Raw genomic sequence first — 22,720 nt, 5'->3', positions numbered from 1 at the left:
CGTTTCATATATTGTTATTTCATAGGGGTATATATTGGATCAAGATTCCTGTGAGGTAAGCCGAAATAGGAACGTCCCGCATTTGACCGGATGTTATCTATATATAAACGTGTTTGGAGGAAGATAAGGACTGTAAATAAAAATGAGTCATAGCTAATACCAGAATGGTAATCCTGTAATGGAAGGATTTCATCAAAAGTGATTTTGCATTGATAAAGATTAGGAAAAACACCCAAATATAGGTATTGTGTTTGCATATAGATACAATATTATACCTAAATTTTGGTATTGTCCCCGCTGTGGGTATATTGTACTTTTGCAAGCTAATAGAAGGTGAGATGATTCGTAAAATTGCATATATACTTTTTTTATTTATAATTTGCTGTAATGTGTCTCGTGCGTGGGGGCAGACGTTTGTATTCCGGGGTACTGTATTGGATGAACAAACTCATAAAGCATTGGATTATGCCACCATTCAGTTGTTTGTGGAGAAACAGTTTGCTTATGGCGGAATAACAGATGCAAACGGACATTTTGAACTTCTTCATATCAAGCCCGGGACCTATCGGATCGTCGTATCTTATTTAGGGTATGATTCTACCGAAAAAGAGATTAAAGTGCTTGGAAATACTTCAGAAATCTTTCATTTAAAGCCCTCAAACATGGCGTTGAACGAAGTGGTAGTGACTGCTTCCGAATCAAAGCGTGCTACCAGTGCTTCCATAGTCGACCGTACTGCCATGAAACATCTTCAACCCAGTAGTTTCAGTGATTTGATGGAACTGATACCCGGGGGAAAATCGGCTGATCCTCAGATGGGACAGGCCAATCTGATTCGTATACGTGAAACGGGTAAGACGGAAGATATCTCTTCATTGGGAGTTGGATTTTACATTGATGGTATTTTTCAGAATACGGATGCCAATCTGCAGTATATGCCGAGTAGCACTTCTGCTGTAAATGCGACGAGTACGATGTCAAAGGGACTGGATATGCGTACCATTCCGACTGATAATATTGAAAAGGTGGAGATCATTCGTGGTATTCCCTCTGTAGCTTATGGTAACGTGGCAAACGGCGCTGTGATTATCCAGCGTAAAACCAGCGAAAGTCCGTTATCTGCACGCTTCAAGGCTGATAAGACCAGCAAACTGTTTTCAGTGGGCAAAGGATTCCGGTTGGATGGGAACGGACGTTATGTTTTGAATGCCGATTTGAGTTATCTGGATTCAAAAATAGATCCGCGCAACAGCGTGAAAAACTATACCCGTCTCACAGCCTCCACCCGTCTGGATGGAAAATGGTTATGGAATGAACGTAATATTCATTGGAATATCAGTACCGACTATACCGGATCGTTTGATGATGCGAAACGGGATAAAGATGCAACCGTAAAGGAGGACTCTTATAAATCAGACTTTAGTAGTTTGAAGATGGCAGGAAAATGGAACCTGAAATTCCCTAACCATTCGTGGATTCGTGAGATTAGCGCGGCAACTTCTGTCAGTTGGCAGTGGGAGAAGATGCGTGAAACGAAATCTGTGTCTCTGAATCGTCCGGCCGCTATTGCTACTCAGACAGAGACCGGAGAATCTGATGGCATCTATCTGCCTTATAATTATGTGGCGCAGATGGAGATTGACGGTAAACCTTTATATGTTACGGCTTCTGCCCGTACGCAATTGGCTTTTCCACTGGGGATGCTGCAAAATGCAATGAATATAGGGGTGGAATGGAATTATCAGAAGAATTTGGGAGAAGGCCAGGTATTCGATGTGACACGGCCCATCAGTGAAAGTTTGAGTACACGTCCGCGCCGTTTTAAGGACATACCGGGGCTGCAACCTTTCGCCTTCTATGCCGAGGAGGTGTTGAATCTTCCTGTAAATAGACATAAATTGGCTTTTACGGCCGGTATCCGCTTGCAGTCCTTATTGGGGCTGGACACTAAATATAAGATGCAGGGTAAGATATATCCCGATCTCCGTCTGGACTTGCAATGGAGTTTGCCGGTATCAAACGGATGGAATGTTGCCTTTTCGGGAGGTTTGGGCTGGATCAGCCGTATGCCGACCACCGCACAGCTATATCCGGATTTTAAGTATGTAGACTTGATCCAGCTGAATTATTACCATACCAACCCGGATTATCGCCGTATCAATATGATGACGTATAAATGGGATAATACAAACTATCAGTTGGAACCGGCACGTAACATGAAATGGGAACTGCGGGCCGACGTCAGCTATAAGGGAAACCGTCTGTCGATGACTTATTTCCGCGAACGGATGAACAATGCTTTTGATGATATCACTTATTATAAATCATTGGCGTATAAGCTATATGATCCTGCAAGTATCGACGGCTCAGCTTTGACGGCTCCTCCCCAACTTTCTCAGTTGACTTATGCAAATGAATATAATCTGGATGTGTATTCCACACAAGGCAATGTAATGAAGGTGCGTAAAGAAGGAGTGGAGTTTCAGTTCGCTTCCAAACGAATCGAATCGCTCAAGACCCGCATCACTATGTATGGAGCCTGGATAAAGACAGTTTATAATTCGGACTCTCCCCAATATAAGGCCTCTTCTATATTGTTGGACAACAAACAGTTGAAATATGTGGGGTTGTATAATGGGGACAACGGAACAGAAAGCCAGGCATTCAATACGAACTTTATGTTTGATACCTACATACAGCGTTTGGGGCTTACTTTCTCCACGTCGGCACAATGCACTTGGTATACCAACAGACGGAACTTGTGGAATAACGGCGTGCCGGTAAGCTATATCGATCAATCCGGTGAAACGCATCCGTTTCGCGAAGAAGATAAAAACAATATTCAGTTACAGCATCTGGTAGAGAAATATTCAGCCACTTATTTTGAGCGTACTACCGTGCCTTTTTATATGGATATCAATCTGAAGGCGAGTAAACGGATCGGTAAGTATCTGAATCTGGCTTTTTATGTAAACCGGCTTTTGGGTATTTATCCTGATTATACGTTACGGGGCGTACTGCAACGGAGAATGTCCGAATCGCCTTATTTCGGCATGGAAATGAACTTGACTTTTTAGTAAATGAATAATAAAACAAAATAGAAATGAAGATGAAAAAGAATCAATTGACAATCGCAATCCTTTTTGCGACAATGCTGGGATTTACCGCATGTAGTAATGATGACAAAGTGAGCATATCCACTGTAGGTATTACCACTACTGTAGATACAACTATCGAGGGTCTGCAACTGACCGGTGGAACCTATACTTTTGAAAATGTAAATACATCTGTCAAGACAGACATTGCCTATCCGGCTCAAAGTATTGAATTGGCAGACGGGTTGTATAATGTAACTTTCATTGGTAAGGGAACTTACTCACAGAATGGAACTCCGGTGGAAGTCGATGTACAGGGAGTGCAACAGAATGTGGCCGTATCCGGAGGGTCATACAAGTTGGAACTGAAAGTTCATGTACTCAATACAGGTGACCCCGATTTTGTGATTGCCGAGATATTTATTCCCGGAACCTATAATGAAGCAGGCAAGCAATATAATGGCGACCAGTATGTACGTATCTATAATAACTCGGATAAAGTTTTGTATGCGGATGGATTGATATTTATGGAATCACAATTCCAAACTACCCAGAAATATCAGTCGGTAGATCCGGATATTATGAATGAAGCTATTGCGGTAGGCTCTGTTGTAGCGGTGCCGGGCAGCGGAACAGATTATCCGGTACAACCGGGAGAGTCCTTTATCCTTTGTGACAATGCGATCAATCATAAAGAGGCTAATCCGAATTCTATAGATTTAAGTAAAGCCAATTTTGAGTGGTATATTGAATCGAAGCAAGATGTGGATAATCCGGCTGTTCCCAATCTGGATGTTTATTATTGTTATTCCAAAACTATCTGGGTGTTGAATAAACAGGGAAATCGCGCCTATGCTATCGGCAGATTACCCAAAGGCATGACTAAAGAAAAGTATATTTCAGACTATGCATACAACTATACGTATATCATGCAAAATGGAACAGCCAGTAAACCGCAAAGCAAATATAAGTTCCCCAATGAGTGGGTGATTGATGCTGTAAATGTAGGTGCTTCCAATGAATGGCAGTGGAATGTTACCTCTACCGGGTTGGATATGGGGCATACTTATATCGGTGTGAACAATACCGTTACAGAAAACATCGGAAAGTGCGTAATGCGTAAAGCTGCCTATAAGGATGGTGATCGGGAAGTATTGCAGGATACAAATAACTCTACCGTTGATTTCACACCTGCGGCTACTCCGAGCCTGTTTAACAAATAATTGAATCCATCCTATTGATATATAAATCTTTATTATTCATGATGCGAATCCGAATTATCATTACGTTGCTGATTGCTTTATTTGTGGAGAGTCGGCAGGAAGCCTTCGGGCAGACTGCCGACACACTCTCCCTGTCCGATAAGGTGATCCGTACCGCTTCATTCGCGACCGGATTTCGTGGTGAGGTATGGCGGAATCCGGCACTTTATTATTACTATACTCCGTATACATGGACAAGGCTGGACGTAAATGGAGCTTATCATGATAAAGGAAAAGCATCTTTGAAACAGGAAGGTGATAAGGATACCCGTATCGGGGTAGATGTCAACTCCTTCGTCATTCTTTCGGAACGTGATCGTGTATTCGGTTCAGCAGGATACAGAAGTGAGAAGCAGGAGAATGTGTTATGGAATGAAAATATAGACTGGAAACTGATCGCTCCTTACGTGACCGGTGATTCCATTGGCGGTTTCCTGAAAGGAGAAACTTATTATTTCAATGGAGGTTACGCCAGTGAGTCGGGTTCCTGGACGTGGGGAATCACCGGTGGTTACAGGGCGTCTCATAATTATCGGGATAAAGATCCGCGTCCGCGTAATACAGCTTCCGATCTCTCTTTGGCTTTGGGAGCAGGATATCGTCTGGGGACATATCGTTTGGGAGTTTCCGCAGATTTCCGGCTTTATCAACAGAAAAGTGAGATTTCATTCCTTGCAGATAAAGGTTCCACTTCGGTATACCATATGTTGGGATTGGGCATGGATTATGTGCGTTTTGCCGGAAACCAGACCGGAACGAAGCATCAAGGCACCCGGTGGGGAGGAAGCATAGGCATTCTGCCGGCTGATACAGAGAAGGGGATATCGGCCACAGTCTCAATTGACCGTATGTCGATGGACAAGAAATTGAGCAATGCCAATAATCTCACTTTGCTGGAATTGAATACGACTGATTTGAAAGGAAACGTGACCTGGATGCGGGAACTTCAGCAGGCAGAACACCTTGCAGTGAAACTGGATGCAGGCTATACAGTCCGTAAAGGAACGGAGAATATTTACGGAGAGGCGGGCGGAAGCTCCTATGGAGCATTAATCAGCACATCTCCGGGAATGAAGGTCACGAATAGTCGGATTGCCGTAAGTGGTTTGTGGGAGAAGCTTTTGACCGATAAAGGTGTATGGGGAGGAGCAATTGTTCCAAACATAATCTACCATCGGTTGGAGACGGATTACAACGCCGTATCCCGGTTTGTTCACCTGTCTGCTCTGGAGGGTTCTTTGCGTGCCCGTTTGCAGTATCAGAAGAGGCAGCTGCGATTGACCGCAGAAGCAAACGGTGGATATTATGCCAATTTATCGGCTGAATATTCTTTACCGGGATTGGATGCCGCGAAGTCGTCCGCCCGGACTTTGTTGGCGAATATTGACTATTTATCTGATAGCTATAGTATGGTAGGGATTCGTCTGCAAGGGGATTATCCCATCATGAAACAGTATAACCTGTCTTTGTCTGTTCAATGGCAGACTGCATATTATAAAAAATGCGGAACGGCCCAGTATGCCGCTTGTTCACTGGGCATCTTTTTCTGAAAAAATAAAAACAGTTAGCATATGAAAATTAAGTTTATGGTCGCTGCAACCTTAATGGCAGCTTTAGTAACTACTACTTCTTGTGGAAACAGTAACAAACAGAGTCAGTCCGAAAAAACGGAGCAGGCGGCTCCGGCGGCATTGAGCGTCGATAACCTGCTGGCGCATGCCGATTCACTGGCTAACCGGGAGGTGACTATAGAAGGAATCTGCACACATACCTGCAAGCACGGAGCTACAAAAATATTCCTGATGGGCAGTGATGATACCAAAACGATTCGTGTGGAAGCCGGACCTTTGGGTTCGTTTGACACCAAATGTATCAATGCCATTGTCACAGTGACCGGAACGTTAAAGGAACAGCGGGTAGATGAAGCTTACTTGCAAAACTGGGAGGCTAAACTGAAAGCCCAGACCGAAAAATCTCATGGAGAAACTGCTGCCGGATGTGATTCGGAAAAAAAAGCACGCGGCGAAACTGCCAACACTCCTGAAGCCCGTATTGCGGACTTTCGCGCAAAGATAGCAGAAAGAAAAGCTGCTACCGGAAAAGATTATCTGTCATTCTACTATATGGAAGCCAGTTCTTATGAAATTGCAGAATAAAGGTGCTGCATTCCGCAAATGGAGCCGGATTATCCACCGTGATCTGTCTTTCTTCTTTGCAGGAATGATTTTGATTTATGCTATTTCGGGTATCGTGATGAACCATAGGGATAGCATAAATCCCCATTATACAGTGACACGAACGGAATATAAAATAACAGAGGACCTGTCGGACAAGAATAAAGTCAATGAGAAGATGATTTTGGCTTTGTTGGAACCACTGGACGAAGCCGGAAATTTTACTAAATATTATTATCCGAAACCGGATCGGATTAAGGTTTTTCTGAAAGGAGGTTCAAGTCTGGTGATTAATACCCGGACAAAAGATGCTGTCTACGAGGGGGTGAAGCGCCGTCCGCTGATCTCTTCCATGGTACAACTCCATTTCAATCCGGGCAAGTGGTGGACTTGGTTTGCCGATGCCTTTGCTGTCTGTCTGATTATTATCACTGTCAGCGGTATGGTGATGATAAAAGGTCCTAAAGGATTGTGGGGCAGAGGGGGAGTCGAGTTGGTGGCCGGTATTCTGATTCCTATTCTTTTCCTGACGTGTTTCTAATAACAAACGAAAAATGATTTATAAAGCATGAGTGCAATTATAGAATGTAAGAACCTGACTCATTATTACGGTCAACGTAAAATTTATGAGAACTTGAGTTTTGAAGTACCTCAAGGGCGTATCTTGGGATTGTTGGGTAAAAATGGCACAGGGAAAACGACAACCATTAATATATTGAGCGGTTATCTTCAGCCACGTTCGGGCGAATGTCGCATCTTTGGTGAGAACATTCAGACCATGGACCCTGCTTTACGCAGGAATATCGGCTTATTGCTGGAAGGTCATGTTCAATATCAGTTTATGAATATCACACAGATAGAAAAGTTTTATGCTTCTTTTTATCCGGGACAATGGAAAAAGGAGGCTTATTATGACTTGATGAATAAACTGAAGGTAGCTCCGGGGCAACGTATCTCAAGAATGTCGAACGGACAGCGTTCGCAAGTGGCATTGGGACTGATCCTGGCACAAAATCCGGAGTTGTTGATTCTGGATGATTTCTCTTTAGGACTTGATCCGGGTTATCGCCGCCTTTTTGTGGATTATTTGCGTGACTATGCCCGTTCCGAGAACAAGACTGTTTTCCTGACTTCCCATATTATTCAGGATATGGAGCGGTTGATTGATGATTGTATTATTATGGATTATGGCTCTATCCTTATTCAACAACCTATTGAAACGTTGATGAAAGAGCTGAGAAGATATACTTGTACTGTACCCGAGGGTTATCAGCCTCAGTTGCCGGCAACTTGCTATCATCCGGCTGTCATCCGTCAGACCTTGGAGACGTATTCTTTTTTGCCTCCCATGGATGTGGAGAAACTATTGAAGGAAAGTCAAGTTCCCTTTACTGGTTTGCAGCACGAAAATGTAAGTCTGGAAGATGCCTTTATCGGTCTTACCGGAAAGTATTAATATGTAAATAAATAGAAGAAATATGATACAAGCCATATTTTATAAAGAGTGGATAAAAACGCGTTGGTATTTGTTGCTGGCAACTCTTTTTATGATAGGAATCACAGGATATTCCATGCTTCGTATTGGCCGCACCATTGCCATACAGGGAATCGATCATTTATGGGTGGTAATGGTTCAGAAGGATGCTATATTTATTGATTTGTTGCAATTTGTCCCTTTACTTATCGGTATTTTGCTTGCTGCCGTACAGTTTTTTCCCGAGATGCAACGTAAGTGTTTGAAACTTACTTTGCATTTGCCTTATTCACAGAAGAAGATGGTCATGTCGATGTTGGCCTATGGTGTACTTGCACTGGTAACCTGTTTTGCTATGAGTTTTATTATTATGGGAGTTTATCTGCCACAACATTTTACAAGTGAGTTGGTGCAGCGTATCTTATTATCTGCAGCTCCATGGTTCCTTGCCGGATTTGCCGGTTATCTGCTTGTTTCATGGATTTGCCTGGAGCCCACATGGAAACTCAGGGTTTTGAATCTGATTATTGCGGCATTGATTTTCCGTGTCTACTTTCTGGCTCCGGGAGCGGAGGCTTATAACAGTTTCTTGCCCTGGCTGACACTTTATACGCTGCTTATCGCTTCTCTTTCGTGGATTTCTGTGGTACGGTTCAAGGCCGGTAAGCAAGACTAACTGAATGTTTATTACTAAAAAATCAAACAAACATGATTCGATTCAGCAAAATATTTTTTTATGTTACTGTGGCTGTCCTGCTTGTATGGCAGTTGCCTTGGTGCTATGCTTTTCTCACACTGAAGCCTGTCAAAGCTCCTTTTACTATGTATAGTTCCGTACTTGGTGATTTTGTTATTACACAACTGGATGAGAATAAGCAACTTCACCGCTATGATACAAAAGGCAATACATATACACAGCAGCAGGTGGACAGTTTATTGCCTTCTCTCTATGTACGCCAGCTTACGGCGGACGAACGTTTCCCTGATACCATTTGTGGCAAGGCGGTTAGTCCGAAAGATATTCAATTGACAAACTTTACTTTCAAGAGTGTGCCGTCAGTCATCAATGCTCCCCAGACAGGACTTTATTTCCTGATGGAGTCCATGTCCAAACGGGTGGATTTAAAAATGCCCGAAGATGCATTCCGTTTTACCGATAAAGGTATGGAATTTATTCATATGGAGACGAATCGTATAGATGAGGCGAAGAGCAAATTGTTTACGGATATGCTGGTTCAGAAAGGGTTTGCTTTTCCCGCAAGCTATGCTTCGGGCAATCCGACTACCCGTAAAGACTATGATGAGGGATATCTGGTTTTAGATGCCAACCATAAACTGTTCCATCTGAAGTGCACCAAGGGACGTCCGTATGTGAAAGCTATTCAGTTGCCTGAAGGAGTCTTGCCGGAATATGTGTTTATTACTGAGTTCCGTAGTCGCCGGACTTTGGGGTATATGGTTGATAGCAAGCATCATTTTTATGTTATCAATAGTGATGGAAGTTTGGTGAAATCAGCTCTCCCCGGTTTCGATCCGGCAAAAGATGAGTTGACCATCTTTGGAAATATGTTTGATTGGACTGTAAAGTTATCGACAGATAAAGATGATTATTACTATGCCCTGGATGCTACAGATTATTCACTGATTAAAGAACATGCCTATAAAGATATGCGTCGTTCTGTTCCGGGATTGTCCTTTACATCTCCTGATGATAAGTTCGTCATGCCGCGTTTTTAAATGCGGCCTGATAAAATATATTTCATTTTAATGACTATATATTACTTTAGAGGCAGGGCTTTGACCCTGCCTCTAAAGTAATATAATTTTCTGGAAAGCCTGATATATAACGAAGAAGAGGAAATTCATTATTGAATTTCCTCTTCTTCGTTGGGTGGAAGACCGGACTCGAACCGGCGACATTCAGAACCACAATCTGACGCTCTAACCAACTGAACTACATCCACCATGTTAGCATCTCTCTCAAATGCGATGCAAAGGTAGCGATTCTTTTTAAATCTGCAAACATTTCGCGAACTTTTTTCTTCAAAAAATGTATTCATTAATTCCGCGGTTATGCTTGCGGAAGAGTTCACGCGTGTCATTAATAAAGATTTTCAGGCGGTTACGTTCTTCTGCCGATAAAGAGTCTGTCGGAATACTTGCGGGATATAAAACGTAATTTTTCTTTTTGGAGAGTATGGGGCGTGCCGTCCATACCAGACCATATCCGCAATTACTGACAGATATGCCCGTGCTGTCTTTCATTAATTCGAGTTTAAAGAGCAGTCCGCCGTCTGTTTTGCGGGCAGACATGTTCGAAATAAAATTGCCTAAAGAGTAGAGGACTACATTCTGCCGACCGGTGAGAGTATCGGTCCGCAGCTCCATGGGTTGCACTACATGGGGGTGGGAACCGATCACATGGGTGACTCCTTGACTAAGTAGCCAGTCGGCCAGGGAGGTCTGCTCCTTATTGGGCAGTGACTGATATTCGATCCCCCAGTGCATGCAGGCAATCAATACATCCGGATGCAGAGCCTTAGCAGTTTCAATGTCCCGTGTCATGACAGCCTTGTCGATGTAGTTGACTATGTTTGGGGGAGAAACTTTAATGCCGTTGGTGCCGTATGTATAGTTGAGCAGGGCAATCCGAAAGCCGTTCTGTTCCAACAATAGTGGATAGCGTGAAGCGCGGGCCGTACTGTCAGTGTAAGTTCCGGCATAAGGAATTTGTAGCGAATCCAGCATCAGGATGGTTCGTTCCAGCCCTTTTTTGCCTCGGTCGAGACAATGATTATTGGCGGTTATCAATACATCGAAGCCGGCGTCTTTTATGGCGGACAGATATTCGTCGGGAGCACTGAAAGCGGGATAACCCCGGTAAGGTTTTCCTCCGAGGGTTACCTCCAGGTTGCCGATGGCAATGTCTGCTTTACTGATTTCTTCTTTTACCAGTTTAAAGTAGTCCGTGTAGTCGTATCCCTTGGTGGTCCGGGCTGCATCTATCTGTGCCTGATGCTGCATTAAGTCGCCTGCAAAGAGGAGTGTAATCTTCTGCGCAGATATCGTATCGGGCGCTGGGACAGGGACGGGCTGTTCTTGTGCATTGCTGCTGCAAGATACAGAGCAGAAAAACAGGGAAAGAAGAATCAGATGTTTCATAAGCAACAGGTATTAAAGTTCTTTCTGAAGAATGTGTTCCACCTCTTTCGCTCTCCGTTTCCTCTCACAGAAAAAGAGGAAACGGGGGCAGAGAGGATTATTGATAGATTGCTTTCTTGCCTGCCAGCAGAGTATTCTTCATCAGAGAGACGATGGTCATCGGGCCTACACCTCCCGGAACAGGGGTGATGTAGGAGCATTTCGGGGCCACCTCATCGAACTTCACATCACCTGTCAGTTTAAAGCCCGATTTCTTGCTGGCATCCGGTACGCGGGTAGTACCTACGTCGATTACCACAGCACCCTCTTTCACCATTTCCGCTTTCACGAAGTTGGGTTGTCCCAGTGCGGCGATGATGATATCCGCTTCCTGGCACTCTTTCACCAGATCTTTCGAACGGCTGTGGCATACGGTTACCGTTGCGTCTCCCGGATAGGCCTTCTGCATCATCAGTGCTGCCATCGGTTTACCGACAATGTTACTGCGTCCCAGTACGACGCATTTCTTACCCGAGGTCTCTATCTGATAACGTTTCAGCAGTTCGAGGATGCCGTTCGGGGTAGCTGATACATAACAAGGCAGTCCGATAGACATACGTCCTACGTTGATCGGATGGAATCCGTCTACATCTTTGCGGTAGTCAATGGTTTCAATTACCTTTTGTTCCGAGATATGTTTCGGTAACGGAAGTTGTACGATGAATCCGTCTATATCTTCGTCATCATTCAGTTCACGTACTTTGGCGAGCAGTTCGTCTTCCGTCACGTCGCTTTCGTAACGAATCAGTGACGACTTGAATCCGCACACTTCGCAGGCTTTCACTTTAGCGGCTACATATGTTTCGCTGCCTCCGTCGTGTCCTACGAGGATGGCTGCCAGATGCGGGCGTTTGCCACCCCGGGCTACTATCTCTGCCACTTCGGCTGCAATCTCCTGTTTTACTTGTTCGGAGATGGCTTTTCCATCAATTAGAGTCATTTCTTATCTGTTTATTGGGTTATTTAATATTGAGTACTTCAGTCACTTTCTTTATCATGGCTTCACCTCTGAGGTCACGTGCGATGATTGTTCCGTCCGGTCCGAAGAGGATAATGAACGGGATGCCGTTAACGCCGTATAGGTCCATGGGTGTCATGCCGGTATCTATTATCTGCGGCCAGTTGATATTGAGTTCTTTGATTGCTTTTTTCGTGTGTTCCGGTTTATCCCAGACGGCTACTCCCAAAACTGTAAGTCCTTTATCTTTATATTCATTGTAGAGTTGGGCTACGTGAGGTGATTCGGCGCGGCAGGGCCCACACCAACTTGCCCAGAAATCTACCAATGTATATGTGCCTTTGCCCACATAGTCAGAGAGGGAGACTTCGGAGCCATCTACAGCCTTGCCGCTAAAGTCGGTAAACTTCTGTCCTATGGCCGTGGCCTTCATTGCCTGGCATTGTTTTTCGATGCGCTTGTAGGTCTGGAGCGATTTCAACCAAGGACCGGCAGTAGCGAAAATGGGTTCCATTTCTTCGGGAGAAGCGGACATGATAAGACTTCTGATGGCGTATTCCCCTAATGCATTGTCCGGATTATTCATGAACAACTCTTTGTATAGCTGGGTGTAAGCTGCATGCCAGTAAGTTTGGCTATATTCTTTTTTAAGCCGGAGTTGTTCCGCTTTGTCTTTTGTTTGCTGTTCTATTTCAGAATGTTTGCTTTTCAGTGTGGCTACCATTTCAGATGTCCTATCGTGTATACGGGAGTATTCCTCGTTCATGGGTGTACCTTTCGGATCGTTATGGGTCAGTACATTGACTTTGATGTTGCCGCCTTCGAGGATGAAGTTGGCATATTCTCTTCCTGCATCGATGCGGCAGAAATAGGGGGTATCTGCCTTTCCGGTGAATTTAAATTGCCCGTTTGCCACTTGCGTACTGTCTACTTTCATTCCGTCGTCGTAGCGGCTGATGTAGAGAGTCTGTCCGTTTAGAGTAGAGTCGTTTATCAACCCTTCTACCGTGTAGGAGTGTCCATTTTGTTGTGCGTTGGCCATCCCGGCTACGGAAGCAAGCGCCAGAGTGAAGAGAATGTGTTTCATTGATTCAATGTTTTTATGGTATCGGACAAAAGTAATATCATTTACCATCTCCTGTTTTTTGTCAAGAGTAGCTTTATAGATTATTAACAGGAAGAGGGGAGTGGGCGAAAGCAGGGAGGTACTTTTTGTCATAGAGCCTCGGTCCGATACAAGTAGAGCCGGGGTTTTGCCGAAATGCAGTAAGCATTTGGAGGAAATGCAACCGGCATTCGGGAGTATGGCAACCGTCTTCGGAGGCTTAAGCTGCGGGCTGTAGGTTCTCCTTTCGGTTAGGTGCATAAAAAAAGGAGGAACCACGGTTTCCTCCTTTTATTGCATTCTGATTGAATCTATTGAATGATTACATTGACAAAGATACATCATCCCAAAGCCAAAGTCAAGCTTTCGGGACGAAAAGTGCAGTTTTATTTCATCTTCGGCATCATCTTGCCCATTTTGCTGCTGGTTACCATCTTCATCATTTTGCGGGTCTGGTCGAATTGCTTCAGCAAGCGGTTCACTTCCTGGATAGTCGTACCGCTACCTTTGGCGATACGTGTACGGCGCGAGCCATTCAGGATAGCCGGATTGCTGCGCTCTTCCGGAGTCATGGAGTAGATGATGGCTTCAATGCTCTTGAAAGCATTGTCGTCAATGTCGATGTCTTTGATAGCCTTGCCTACACCCGGAATCATCGATGCAAGCTCTTTCAGGTTACCCATCTTTTTGATCTGGGCAATCTGGCTGAGGAAGTCGTTGAAGTCGAACTGGTTCTTGGCAATCTTTTTCTGAAGGCGTTTGGCTTCTTCTTCATCATATTGTTCCTGCGCACGTTCCACCAGCGAAACAATATCACCCATACCTAAGATGCGGTCGGCCATACGAGCGGGGTGGAATTGGTCGATGGCATCGAGTTTCTCGCCTGTACCTACAAATTTGATGGGCTTGTTCACAACCGAACGGATAGAGAGGGCGGCACCACCACGGGTGTCACCGTCGAGCTTCGTTAGCACTACGCCGTCGAAGTCGAGACGCTCATTAAACTCCTTGGCGGTGTTTACGGCATCCTGACCGGTCATGGAGTCTACCACGAACAAAATTTCGTTCGGTTGGATGGCTTCCTTGATAGCTGCGATTTCATTCATCATCTGCTCGTCGACTGCCAGACGTCCGGCCGTATCGACAATTACCAGATCGTAACCTTTGGCACGTGCCTCCTTGATGGCGTTTTGAGCTATGGCAACGGGATCTTTGCTGTCGATTTCCGAGTACATCGGTACATCGATTTGTTCGGCCAATACGCGAAGCTGTTCGATGGCGGCAGGACGGTAAACGTCACAGGCAACGAGCAACGGGCGCTTGTTCTTCTTGGTTTTCAGCATACGTGCCAGCTTGCCTGAGAAAGTAGTCTTACCCGAACCTTGCAGACCGGACATCAGGATGACTGCCGGTTGGCCTTTGGTATCTATCTCGACAGTCTCTCCACCCATCAGTTGAGTCAGCTCGTCGTGAACGATCTTCACCATCAATTGGCTTGGTTTTACGGCTGTGAGCACGTTTTGTCCCAATGCTTTTTCCTTCACCGTATCCGTGAAGCCTTTGGCTACTTTATAGTTAACGTCGGCATCGAGCAGTGCCTTGCGCACGTCTTTCAGGGTTTCTGCTACGTTGATTTCGGTGATTTTGCCTTCACCTTTCAGAATCTTAAACGACCTTTCGAGTCTTTCGCTTAAATTGTCGAACATATCTTTGAATTATGAATTACTAATGATGTGTAAAATCCACCACGGATTACACGGATTAACACGGATTTTGTATTTGAAATAGAGAGTATCTGTGCTAATCTGTGTAATCTGTGGTGAAATCAGCCGCAAATGTACAAAAATCTCTTGTACTTTATATCTTTTTGTTCTGCCATTTTGCTTTTTTGAAGTAAATATAGCTTGTGGCGAGCAACAGTGTATAGTACAGTATCTCAATTGTAAAGCACCATTCGATGGGAGCTTTTACCCACATTCCGATGAAAATGATATACGATCCGTAGATTGCGATGGTGATGGCTTCGAGCATCAGTGCCGCCTGAGTGTTGCCTGTGCCCGATATGCCGTTGAATACCACATTGGCTACCGAAGCAATCAGCATGGCCGCGCAGATAACGTATACCGATGGTACGGATTCATTGATCAGCGCTGCCTCGTTGGTGTATACCGAAAGCAAAGCCTGTGGGAAAAGGGCGGTTACGATGACCAGTCCCAGCATGATCAGGAAAGAGAAACGCCCGATTTTGTTTATCAGGGGCATCACGTGTTCGATGCCTCCCGCGCCGATGGCGTTGCTCACCAGGCTGTTGGTGGTGGTTGCCAGTGCATTTACCGGAATCAACATGACGATGTAGATACTTCGTACGATGTTGGCAATGGCGAGTTCACGCTGTCCCAACCTTTCCACAGCCACGAAGAAAATGAACCAGGTGGCCATTGACAGAAAATACTGCAACATGGTGAAGCACGATATGCTGAGGATGCGCATCAGCAAAGCCGGGTCGAACGAGCGTAAACGATTGAGACCGTATCTTTTCAGGTCGACGGTGATATACGTATAAATCAGGAAGAACAGCAGAGAAGCCGCTTCGGCTATTACCGAGGCGATGGCGGCTCCTTTGATGCCCATCTCCGGCAATCCGAAGTGTCCGAATATCAGGGCATAGTCCAGTACCACATTGGTCAGAGCCATTACTACCGCATTGATGGTAAGTACCTTGGTGCGGGTGATTCCGATATAGAGTGCCCGGAACATTACGTTGACAAACGAGAAGAAAAAGCCGAAAATGCGCCAGTCGAGAAATTCCATCGTGGCGTCATAAATGCTTTCGGAAGATACCAGCAGGCGCATGATGTTGCCACCGAATGCTTTGGTAAAGCCGAAAAGCAGAAGAGCCATGGCAAGCAGGAACAAGACTCCCTGGATCATGACAGGTCCCACGTCGGTATAATGCGCTTCACCGTTGCGGCGGGCAATGACGATCTGTGAACCGGTGCTGAATCCGAAGGCAATGGTGAAAATACAAATATAGAAAAGCCCGCCCATGGCAGAGGCACCAAGAGCTATCTCACTGACGCGTCCCAGAAAGGCGGTGTCGGTGACATTTATGACATTTTGCGCAAGCAAGCTCAGGAGAATCGGGTAACTGACACTCCAGATCTGTTTGTTGGTATACATAAATAAGGATTTTAGTTTGCAGGCCGCAAAGATACAACTTTCTGCAGAAGTTGACGAGCCACCGGGAAAAGAAGTCAATTTTTTCCCAACGGATAGGTGAAGAGGATGGTCGGTTTTTCGCCTGCGTTTGCCTGTACTTTATAGCTTCCTCCGAAATACTCCAGCAACAACCGGTTAATTTCGTGGCGGATGTATACCTCCTGTGAGGTAAATCTTTCGTCGGCCAACGGGGAGTTAATGATGCGGAAACGGATCATGTTCTTTTCTGTGTCATGGGTCACTTTGAAGTCGATCTCCCGTTTTTCTTCACACTTCTGCGGATAAGTCAAAGTACTCAGCAGCGCTTGGCTGAAACGGGCCGTATCGATACGGATGTCCAGGCCGGGGGCTGTTTCGTTTCCGAGCCGGATACAGATGTTCTCTTCGTTGCGCATACGCGCCATGTAGAGAGCTTCGTTACAGAGTTCGGTTAGTCCGTATTCCTGAATATTGAACTTCATCATGCCTGCTTCAAGCCGTGATAAATCGAGTACATCATTGACCAGGCGCATCAACTCTTCCGAATTTTTCTGGATGATGGAGGAGTATTCTTTCCGGACTTCGTCGGTCATGTTGGATTCGGAAGCTATCAGTTGCGAGAAGCCCACTACACCGTTCAGCGGGATACGGATGTGGTAACTCATGTTCGACAAAAAGCGGTTCTTCATCTCGTTGGCTTCTTCCGCCATACGGGTTGCTTTCCGTGTCTCTTTTTCCGATAGCTCCAATGCTTTACGAACGTGCGAGATACGAAGCATGAAGACAATCAGGATTGCCAGGACAATGCCGACAATGACCAAAGCCGTCAGTTGGATATCGCTTTTCAACTGTTCTTCTTCCAAAGCTACTTTGTCGATATTGTATTTTGCCTTTATCTGCTGCATCTGTTTATCGAAAATAGTCGTTTCGATGGAGTCTTTCAGGTGGAGTGTCCCGATATACAACGGAAGAGCTTCCGCACTCCGCCCGGCTTCTACCAGAAGATCGGCTTTAGACAGCTGCTGGTGGATATAATTGCTGTTCCGGTCTTCCTGTAATAAAATGATGGTAGAGTCCATCTTCGCAAGTGCTTTGTCATACTCTTTTCGAGTTCGGTAATAAGCTGCATAGGCATCGTAATAGAGCACCCGGTACATGAAGAAAGTATTGGGAGTAAGATATTTCCCGGCTTTTTCCAGGCTTTCGTGTGCCTGTTCCGATTGGCCGGTATTCAGATAATAATAGGTATAGTACACCTCACCGAACAGATAAACATCATAAAATGCCTCTTTGAGCATCGGGTTTGTGGCAGTGTGCTGTTGCAAAGTCTCTTTTAACTTTCCGAGGTATTCGGACAGCTGTTTGTTGTTCTGTTTATCCTTGGCTACCGCAATCAGTTGGCAAAGGATCGAGATCCGTACCACGGCATTGTCCGTTCGCGAAGATAGTTGATAGGCTTCTTCCAATGCTTTCATTCCCTCGTCCCATCGCTCCGTGCCGATATAAGCATTGCCCAGACATTGTTTGGCTCCGATCAGTCCGCGGACACAGTCCACTTTCTTTGCCCTTTCGAACATCTGGTTTGCCTCGTTGATGGCAAGTTCATACTGCTCTTCATAAGTGTAGAGGTCTGTCTGGAAGCGGAGAGCGTCGAAATACAGATCCCAGGTTTTCGACTTCCGGGCATAAGGCTCCATAATGTCCAGCCATTTCTTTACACTGTCCCGGTTGCTTTGGTTATAGTAGTACACTGTGTGCAGATAGGCGGCTATGGTGTTGTATTTATCGTTATTCTGTAGAGTTGCTTCTTCTCTCAGCAGGTTTGAATATGTGATACATTTCGGTGTCAACTGTTCTATTTGTGCCAGTTTCTTGAGCATTTCCAGACGTGTGGAATCATGCGGAAGTGTCTGTGCCACCCGATACAGGCTGTCGGCTTCTGTTTGTCCGTCCGCGTACGCTCCTGAGGCCAGACAGCATGCAATAAGGATCAGTATGAATCGTTTCATCCTTCTGCCTCCTCTTCTTTTGTGGGTCCGATGGGGTGTGTAAACCGGAAGCGTGCACCTCCGGTGTACTCCGGGTCAATCCATATCTTTCCTCCGATTTGTTCGATGATAAGCTGGCAAATGGAGAGTCCCAGTCCTGTTCCCTGTGCCCCTTCATTCAGCTTTTCGAAACGGTTGAATATCTGATTCTGTTTTTCCGGGGGGATGCCGCATCCGGTATCCGTTACTGTGAACAGGGCCATGGTCTCTGACTCTTTCTCCAGTGTCAGGGTGATGTTGCCTTCGGTGGTGAATTTGGTGGCATTGATCAGCAGATTGATCAATACCTGTTGCAGACGTGATTCGTCAGTACGCAAAGTCAGTTTGTCCAGTGAAGTGACGAAACTGACTCCGGCCTGGGTTTGCTTCACCTTTTCTACAGTATCGATTACGTTGCGGCATATATTGACTGCGTCACATTCCTTAAAGTTGAAAGTCAACTTACCCGGGTCGAGACTCGACAGATCTATCACGTCATTGATCAGCTTTAACAGCAGCTCGGAATTCTGCTGGATGATGTCGTTGCATTGACGTCGTGTATCATTGTCGATAGACTCTTCGGTCAGGATGGACGAAAATCCGGAAAGGGCATTCAGCGGTGTCCGTATTTCGTGGCTCATATTGGATAGGAACAGGCTTTTGGTGTGTATGGCGTTTTCGGCATACTTGCGCGCAATCTCCAACTCTTCTTTGGAATGGAGAAGGCGGTTGGCTTCCTGCCGGATGCGGACGATCAGCAGCAAAATAAGCACTAATATGAAAATGGAAGCTATGATAACCCACAGGGTGATCTGGTTGCGTTGTATCTGGTTCCGGATTTCCATCTGGTCTATCTGGTACATGCCTCTCAAGTCATTGATTTGCCGGGCATAACTCAAAGCGTTCAGAGAGTCTTTTTGTTCGTTAGTCTTTTGGTAGATCAGGCAGGCTTCTTCTGTCCTTCCCATCTTAGTCAGTAGCTGCGCACACTCCAACTGCAATCCGATGTGTTTGTTGGGAGCGGGTGCTTTAGGAGTATTTATCAGGCGTTCATATTGTTGTAAGGCGAGTTCATACTCACCGATAGCCTGGTAGTATTGCCCCAATATGTAGTTAAAGATACTGCGGAGATAGAGGAATCTCAGTTGGTCACTGATTTTCCTTGCTTCGTCCAAACTGGCTTTCCCTTTCTCCGGATTGCCTGCTTCAATGTCATAGTAAGCTTTACACGCACATAAAAAAAAGTGGAATGTAGGAGTTGGAGCGGCGATATGCAGGTTCTCGAATCTTTTTAGATAGGTACGTGCTTCGTCCATGTGTGATGTCTGGATCAGGGTCAGAATGAATTTCGGAAGTATTTCCTGTTCAAGGATTTCGCTACCCGGTATCTTGTCCAGCAATTCCAGGGCTTCCTTATAGGATTCGATGGCAGGTTCCTGCATGTTGGCGTTGAGGTAAGCATCCCCAATGGCGCGGCTGGAAAGGGCAATACCGATGGGGTAATTCAGTTCTTTGGCTTCCTTGTACATCTGGCGGGCATGGTCAATGGCCATGTTCATGTCTCCGCGTGTGGCATAGGCAGTCGCAATAAGCTGTTTCAACTGGAAGAGGGTTTTGTACTCTTTCTGTTTTTTCAGGATAGGAGCCAGTTCATGGCCCCATTGGATGATACTGTCGTTGGGAGCTTCTTTGCTATAATTGAGGCTGTTGTCAATCAGGTTTTGGAGTGCTGACACGTGCATTGTTGCTTTATTGGCAGCATGTGTAGTGACAGAGTATAGGGTTACTACTGCTATAAACGTTATATTAATAAACTTTCCCACAGTAATTGTTGTACTTCCGGTGTTTGTTTTATGCTTGTTTATGATGCATGTAGTGCAAAGCTAAATAAAAAGAGTGAGAATCAAACAGAATCTCACTCTTTTTTTTATGTTTTGTTCACAAAAGGACTTTTTTAACTGTTCATGCTCATCAGGAACTCGTCGTTGTCTTTGGTTTTTTCCAGTCGGTCTTTTACAAAGTCCATTGCTTCGATCGGGTTCATATCCGACAGGTACTTGCGCAGGATCCACATGCGGTCCAGTGTCTGTTTGTCGAGCAGCAGATCGTCGCGGCGTGTGCTCGATGCCACAATGTTGACAGCCGGGAAGATACGCTTGTTGCTCAGGTTGCGGTCGAGCTGCAACTCCATGTTGCCTGTACCCTTGAACTCTTCGAAGATCACTTCGTCCATCTTAGAACCGGTGTCGATCAGGGCGGTAGCGATGATTGTGAGCGAACCTCCGTTTTCGATGTTACGGGCTGCTCCGAAGAAACGTTTCGGTTTGTGAAGTGCGTTTGCATCCACACCACCCGAAAGTACCTTGCCCGATGCCGGAGATACAGTGTTGTATGCACGTGCCAGACGTGTAATCGAGTCGAGGAAGATAACTACGTCGTGTCCGCATTCTACCAGTCTTTTGGCCTTCTCAAGAACGATGCCGGCTATTTTTACGTGGCGTTCGGCAGGTTCGTCGAATGTAGAAGCAATCACTTCGGCATTGACGCTGCGGGCCATGTCGGTAACTTCTTCCGGGCGCTCGTCAATCAGCAGCATAATCATATATACTTCCGGATGATTGGCAGCAATGGCATTGGCAATTTCTTTCATCAGGATGGTCTTACCTGTCTTAGGCTGGGCTACGATCAGTGCACGCTGTCCTTTACCAATGGGCGAGAAGAGGTCTACCACACGTGCCGACATGGAGTCGGAATAGCCGCCTTTGCAAAGCTTGAACTTTTCGTCCGGGAAAAGTGGAGTAAGGTGGTCGAACGGCACACGGTCACGCACGAAAGCAGCGTCACGTCCGTTGATTTTAGAAACCTTCACCAATGGGAAGTATTTCTCACCCTCTTTGGGCGGACGGATTACACCTTCTACTACATCACCGGTTTTCAGTCCGAATAGTTTGATTTGTGATTGAGATACATAGATATCGTCCGGTGAAGAGAGGTAGTTGTAATCTGATGAACGGAGGAATCCGTAGCCATCCTGCATGATTTCCAATACACCGGTTCCGGTGAGGATATCATCGAATTCGTATGGTTTTTCGCGTTCAATCACACGGCGTTCCTGAACAGGAGCGGGCTCAGTTGCATTTTGTTGCGGCATGGGACGTTGTTGTACAGGAGGACGCTGGTTATTGTTGCGCTGATTGTTATTATTATTGTTGTTATTATTATTGTTGTTATTATTATTGTTATTGCTGTAGTTGTTGTTGTCGCGTGGGCGAATGACACGGGGACGTTGAGGTTGTGCAGCCGGTTCGGGAGTGGTGGTTACCGGTTCTGTTTTTGTTGATTCGAATTTGCCGAATAATTCGGTAGGCAGTTCTACTTTTTCTGAAGGCAGATCTTCGATGGGGATAAAATCATCATCTGCATCCATATCCGAGAGGATTGAGCTTTCTTCGTCTACAACGGTTGGTTTCGGTTTGAGGATCGGTTTGCTGATAGGGCGTTTTTCCGTTTCCGGTTGAGCAGCCGGCTTTTCTTCCTGTACCGCTGGGGTTGTTACAGGTTTGTCTGCTGTAACCTCTGCAGGTTTGGTTTCTGCTTCCACTGCGTTTTTGCGGGGACGTCCCGGTTTCTTTTTCGGAGTGGCATAAGGAGTTACCTTTGTCGATTCTGCCGGAGTGGCGCTCGTTTCAGTACTCATCTCTTTAGTTGCTTCCTTAGTCGGTTCTGTTGTCTTAGCTTGTGCTTTGGTTGCAGGTGCGTTGGCATCTGTCTTGGTCAGTTCACCATTTTTGGTAGAAGAGAAAACCTTGTCGGCGTTTTCCTTCTTTACTGTCACTCGAGAGCGTTTTTTCTTGTCTTCTTTACGTTCCTCTTTAAGTTTGTCAGCTGCTACTTTTTTAGTAGCTCCGGCTATAGCTTGTTCATCAAGGATTTTGTAGACAAGTTCTTCTTTCTTAAGTGAGTCTGTTTTTTTGATACCCAGTTCCTGAGCAATAGTTTGTAGTTCCGACAAATTTTTGTCGTTCAATTGGATAATGTTATACATACAGTATATGTGAGTTATTTAATATTTTAATTTTATTTGTTGAAATACGTACGGCCGAAGCTACGACGCAATGGCCGGAAGCTTAACAAACGCAACAGTTTTTATATGATGAATTTGGGATGTTTTGTTGAATCGGAAATCCGAGTTTCGTCTCCCGTTGGAGGATTATCGGAATGTTTCA

General features: G+C 45.4%; 16 protein-coding genes and 1 tRNA gene. 8 read left to right on the top strand and 9 right to left on the bottom strand.

From position 1 onward, the window contains the following. Positions 1-338 precede the first annotated feature (338 nt). From FDF36_RS05795 to FDF36_RS05760, 8 genes are read left to right on the top strand one after another with little or no spacing between them, the layout of a single operon-like run. Complete coding sequence (locus FDF36_RS05795) at positions 339-3,077, top strand: TonB-dependent receptor (protein ID WP_220390677.1); 2,739 nt, start codon at positions 339-341, stop codon at positions 3,075-3,077. 26 nt (positions 3,078-3,103) lie between these two features. After that, positions 3,104-4,318, top strand: a complete 1,215-nt coding sequence (locus FDF36_RS05790) for a DUF4876 domain-containing protein (protein WP_220390676.1) — start codon at positions 3,104-3,106, stop codon at positions 4,316-4,318. Between the two features lie 38 nt (positions 4,319-4,356). Beyond that, positions 4,357-5,907, top strand: a complete 1,551-nt coding sequence (locus FDF36_RS05785; RefSeq protein WP_005780507.1) for a DUF6850 family outer membrane beta-barrel protein — start codon at positions 4,357-4,359, stop codon at positions 5,905-5,907. Between the two features lie 21 nt (positions 5,908-5,928). Further along, complete coding sequence (locus FDF36_RS05780; RefSeq protein WP_005807551.1) at positions 5,929-6,513, top strand: hypothetical protein; 585 nt, start codon at positions 5,929-5,931, stop codon at positions 6,511-6,513. Continuing rightward, complete coding sequence (locus tag FDF36_RS05775) at positions 6,497-7,072, top strand: PepSY-associated TM helix domain-containing protein (protein ID WP_220390675.1); 576 nt, start codon at positions 6,497-6,499, stop codon at positions 7,070-7,072. Before FDF36_RS05780 ends, FDF36_RS05775 begins: the two co-directional genes overlap by 17 nt. Positions 7,073-7,099: 27 nt before the next feature. Beyond that, positions 7,100-7,987, top strand: a complete 888-nt coding sequence (locus FDF36_RS05770) for an ABC transporter ATP-binding protein (protein WP_005807547.1) — start codon at positions 7,100-7,102, stop codon at positions 7,985-7,987. A 22-nt stretch (positions 7,988-8,009) separates the two neighbouring features. After that, positions 8,010-8,681, top strand: coding sequence for a hypothetical protein (locus FDF36_RS05765; protein WP_220390674.1), 672 nt, complete (start codon positions 8,010-8,012; stop codon positions 8,679-8,681). 32 nt (positions 8,682-8,713) lie between these two features. After that, positions 8,714-9,742 (top strand): DUF4857 domain-containing protein, encoded by a 1,029-nt coding sequence (locus FDF36_RS05760; protein WP_195316925.1) that lies wholly within the window; start codon positions 8,714-8,716, stop codon positions 9,740-9,742. Between the two features lie 152 nt (positions 9,743-9,894). On the opposite strand, the gene FDF36_RS05755 is transcribed toward FDF36_RS05760, so the two are convergent. The 9 genes from FDF36_RS05755 to rho all read right to left on the bottom strand — a co-directional run bounded on the left by FDF36_RS05755 (position 9,895) and on the right by rho (position 22,539). Continuing rightward, positions 9,895-9,970: transfer RNA gene (locus FDF36_RS05755), tRNA-His, on the bottom strand. 78 nt (positions 9,971-10,048) lie between these two features. Next, complete coding sequence (locus FDF36_RS05750) at positions 10,049-11,167, bottom strand: CapA family protein (RefSeq protein WP_220390673.1); 1,119 nt, start codon at positions 11,165-11,167, stop codon at positions 10,049-10,051. Between the two features lie 97 nt (positions 11,168-11,264). Continuing rightward, positions 11,265-12,146, bottom strand: a complete 882-nt coding sequence (gene folD, locus FDF36_RS05745; RefSeq protein WP_220390672.1) for a bifunctional methylenetetrahydrofolate dehydrogenase/methenyltetrahydrofolate cyclohydrolase FolD — start codon at positions 12,144-12,146, stop codon at positions 11,265-11,267. Between the two features lie 19 nt (positions 12,147-12,165). Further along, positions 12,166-13,251 (bottom strand): TlpA disulfide reductase family protein, encoded by a 1,086-nt coding sequence (locus FDF36_RS05740; RefSeq protein ID WP_220390671.1) that lies wholly within the window; start codon positions 13,249-13,251, stop codon positions 12,166-12,168. A 404-nt stretch (positions 13,252-13,655) separates the two neighbouring features. Next, positions 13,656-14,975 carry a signal recognition particle protein gene (gene ffh / locus FDF36_RS05735; RefSeq protein ID WP_005807535.1) on the bottom strand — a complete coding sequence of 440 codons (1,320 nt, stop codon included), beginning with the start codon at positions 14,973-14,975 and terminating at the stop codon, positions 13,656-13,658. A gap of 151 nt (positions 14,976-15,126) precedes the next feature. Next, positions 15,127-16,449: an MATE family efflux transporter gene (locus FDF36_RS05730; protein WP_220390670.1), complete on the bottom strand. Its 1,323-nt coding sequence runs from the start codon at positions 16,447-16,449 to the stop codon at positions 15,127-15,129. 74 nt (positions 16,450-16,523) lie between these two features. Further along, positions 16,524-18,476 (bottom strand): sensor histidine kinase, encoded by a 1,953-nt coding sequence (locus FDF36_RS05725; protein ID WP_101603353.1) that lies wholly within the window; start codon positions 18,474-18,476, stop codon positions 16,524-16,526. Further along, positions 18,473-20,236 carry a tetratricopeptide repeat-containing sensor histidine kinase gene (locus FDF36_RS05720; protein WP_259281390.1) on the bottom strand — a complete coding sequence of 588 codons (1,764 nt, stop codon included), beginning with the start codon at positions 20,234-20,236 and terminating at the stop codon, positions 18,473-18,475. The genes FDF36_RS05725 and FDF36_RS05720 overlap by 4 nt, the downstream gene beginning before the upstream one ends. A 212-nt stretch (positions 20,237-20,448) precedes the next feature. Further along, positions 20,449-22,539 carry a transcription termination factor Rho gene (rho, locus tag FDF36_RS05715; protein WP_220390668.1) on the bottom strand — a complete coding sequence of 697 codons (2,091 nt, stop codon included), beginning with the start codon at positions 22,537-22,539 and terminating at the stop codon, positions 20,449-20,451. Positions 22,540-22,720: the final 181 nt, after the last annotated feature.

This window comes from Bacteroides fragilis (assembly GCF_019583405.1).
In the GTDB taxonomy this organism is placed as follows: domain Bacteria; phylum Bacteroidota; class Bacteroidia; order Bacteroidales; family Bacteroidaceae; genus Bacteroides; species Bacteroides fragilis_B.
Note: the sequence above shows the minus strand (reverse complement) of the source record. Positions and strands in the feature narration are given on the sequence as shown.

Bases quoted from the DNA above. Each gene is read 5' to 3' on its own strand.
- FDF36_RS05795 (WP_220390677.1), top strand. From the start codon at position 339: ATGATTCGTAAAATTGCATATATACTTTTTTTATTTATAATTTGCTGT.
- FDF36_RS05790 (WP_220390676.1), top strand. From the start codon at position 3,104: ATGAAGATGAAAAAGAATCAATTGACAATCGCAATCCTTTTTGCGACA.
- FDF36_RS05785 (WP_005780507.1), top strand. From the start codon at position 4,357: ATGATGCGAATCCGAATTATCATTACGTTGCTGATTGCTTTATTTGTG.
- FDF36_RS05780 (WP_005807551.1), top strand. From the start codon at position 5,929: ATGAAAATTAAGTTTATGGTCGCTGCAACCTTAATGGCAGCTTTAGTA.
- FDF36_RS05775 (WP_220390675.1), top strand. From the start codon at position 6,497: ATGAAATTGCAGAATAAAGGTGCTGCATTCCGCAAATGGAGCCGGATT.
- FDF36_RS05770 (WP_005807547.1), top strand. From the start codon at position 7,100: ATGAGTGCAATTATAGAATGTAAGAACCTGACTCATTATTACGGTCAA.
- FDF36_RS05765 (WP_220390674.1), top strand. From the start codon at position 8,010: ATGATACAAGCCATATTTTATAAAGAGTGGATAAAAACGCGTTGGTAT.
- FDF36_RS05760 (WP_195316925.1), top strand. From the start codon at position 8,714: ATGATTCGATTCAGCAAAATATTTTTTTATGTTACTGTGGCTGTCCTG.
- FDF36_RS05750 (WP_220390673.1), bottom strand. From the start codon at position 11,167: ATGAAACATCTGATTCTTCTTTCCCTGTTTTTCTGCTCTGTATCTTGC.
- folD (WP_220390672.1), bottom strand. From the start codon at position 12,146: ATGACTCTAATTGATGGAAAAGCCATCTCCGAACAAGTAAAACAGGAG.
- FDF36_RS05740 (WP_220390671.1), bottom strand. From the start codon at position 13,251: ATGAAACACATTCTCTTCACTCTGGCGCTTGCTTCCGTAGCCGGGATG.
- ffh (WP_005807535.1), bottom strand. From the start codon at position 14,975: ATGTTCGACAATTTAAGCGAAAGACTCGAAAGGTCGTTTAAGATTCTG.
- FDF36_RS05730 (WP_220390670.1), bottom strand. From the start codon at position 16,449: ATGTATACCAACAAACAGATCTGGAGTGTCAGTTACCCGATTCTCCTG.
- FDF36_RS05725 (WP_101603353.1), bottom strand. From the start codon at position 18,476: ATGAAACGATTCATACTGATCCTTATTGCATGCTGTCTGGCCTCAGGA.
- FDF36_RS05720 (WP_259281390.1), bottom strand. From the start codon at position 20,236: ATGCACGTGTCAGCACTCCAAAACCTGATTGACAACAGCCTCAATTAT.
- rho (WP_220390668.1), bottom strand. From the start codon at position 22,539: ATGTATAACATTATCCAATTGAACGACAAAAATTTGTCGGAACTACAA.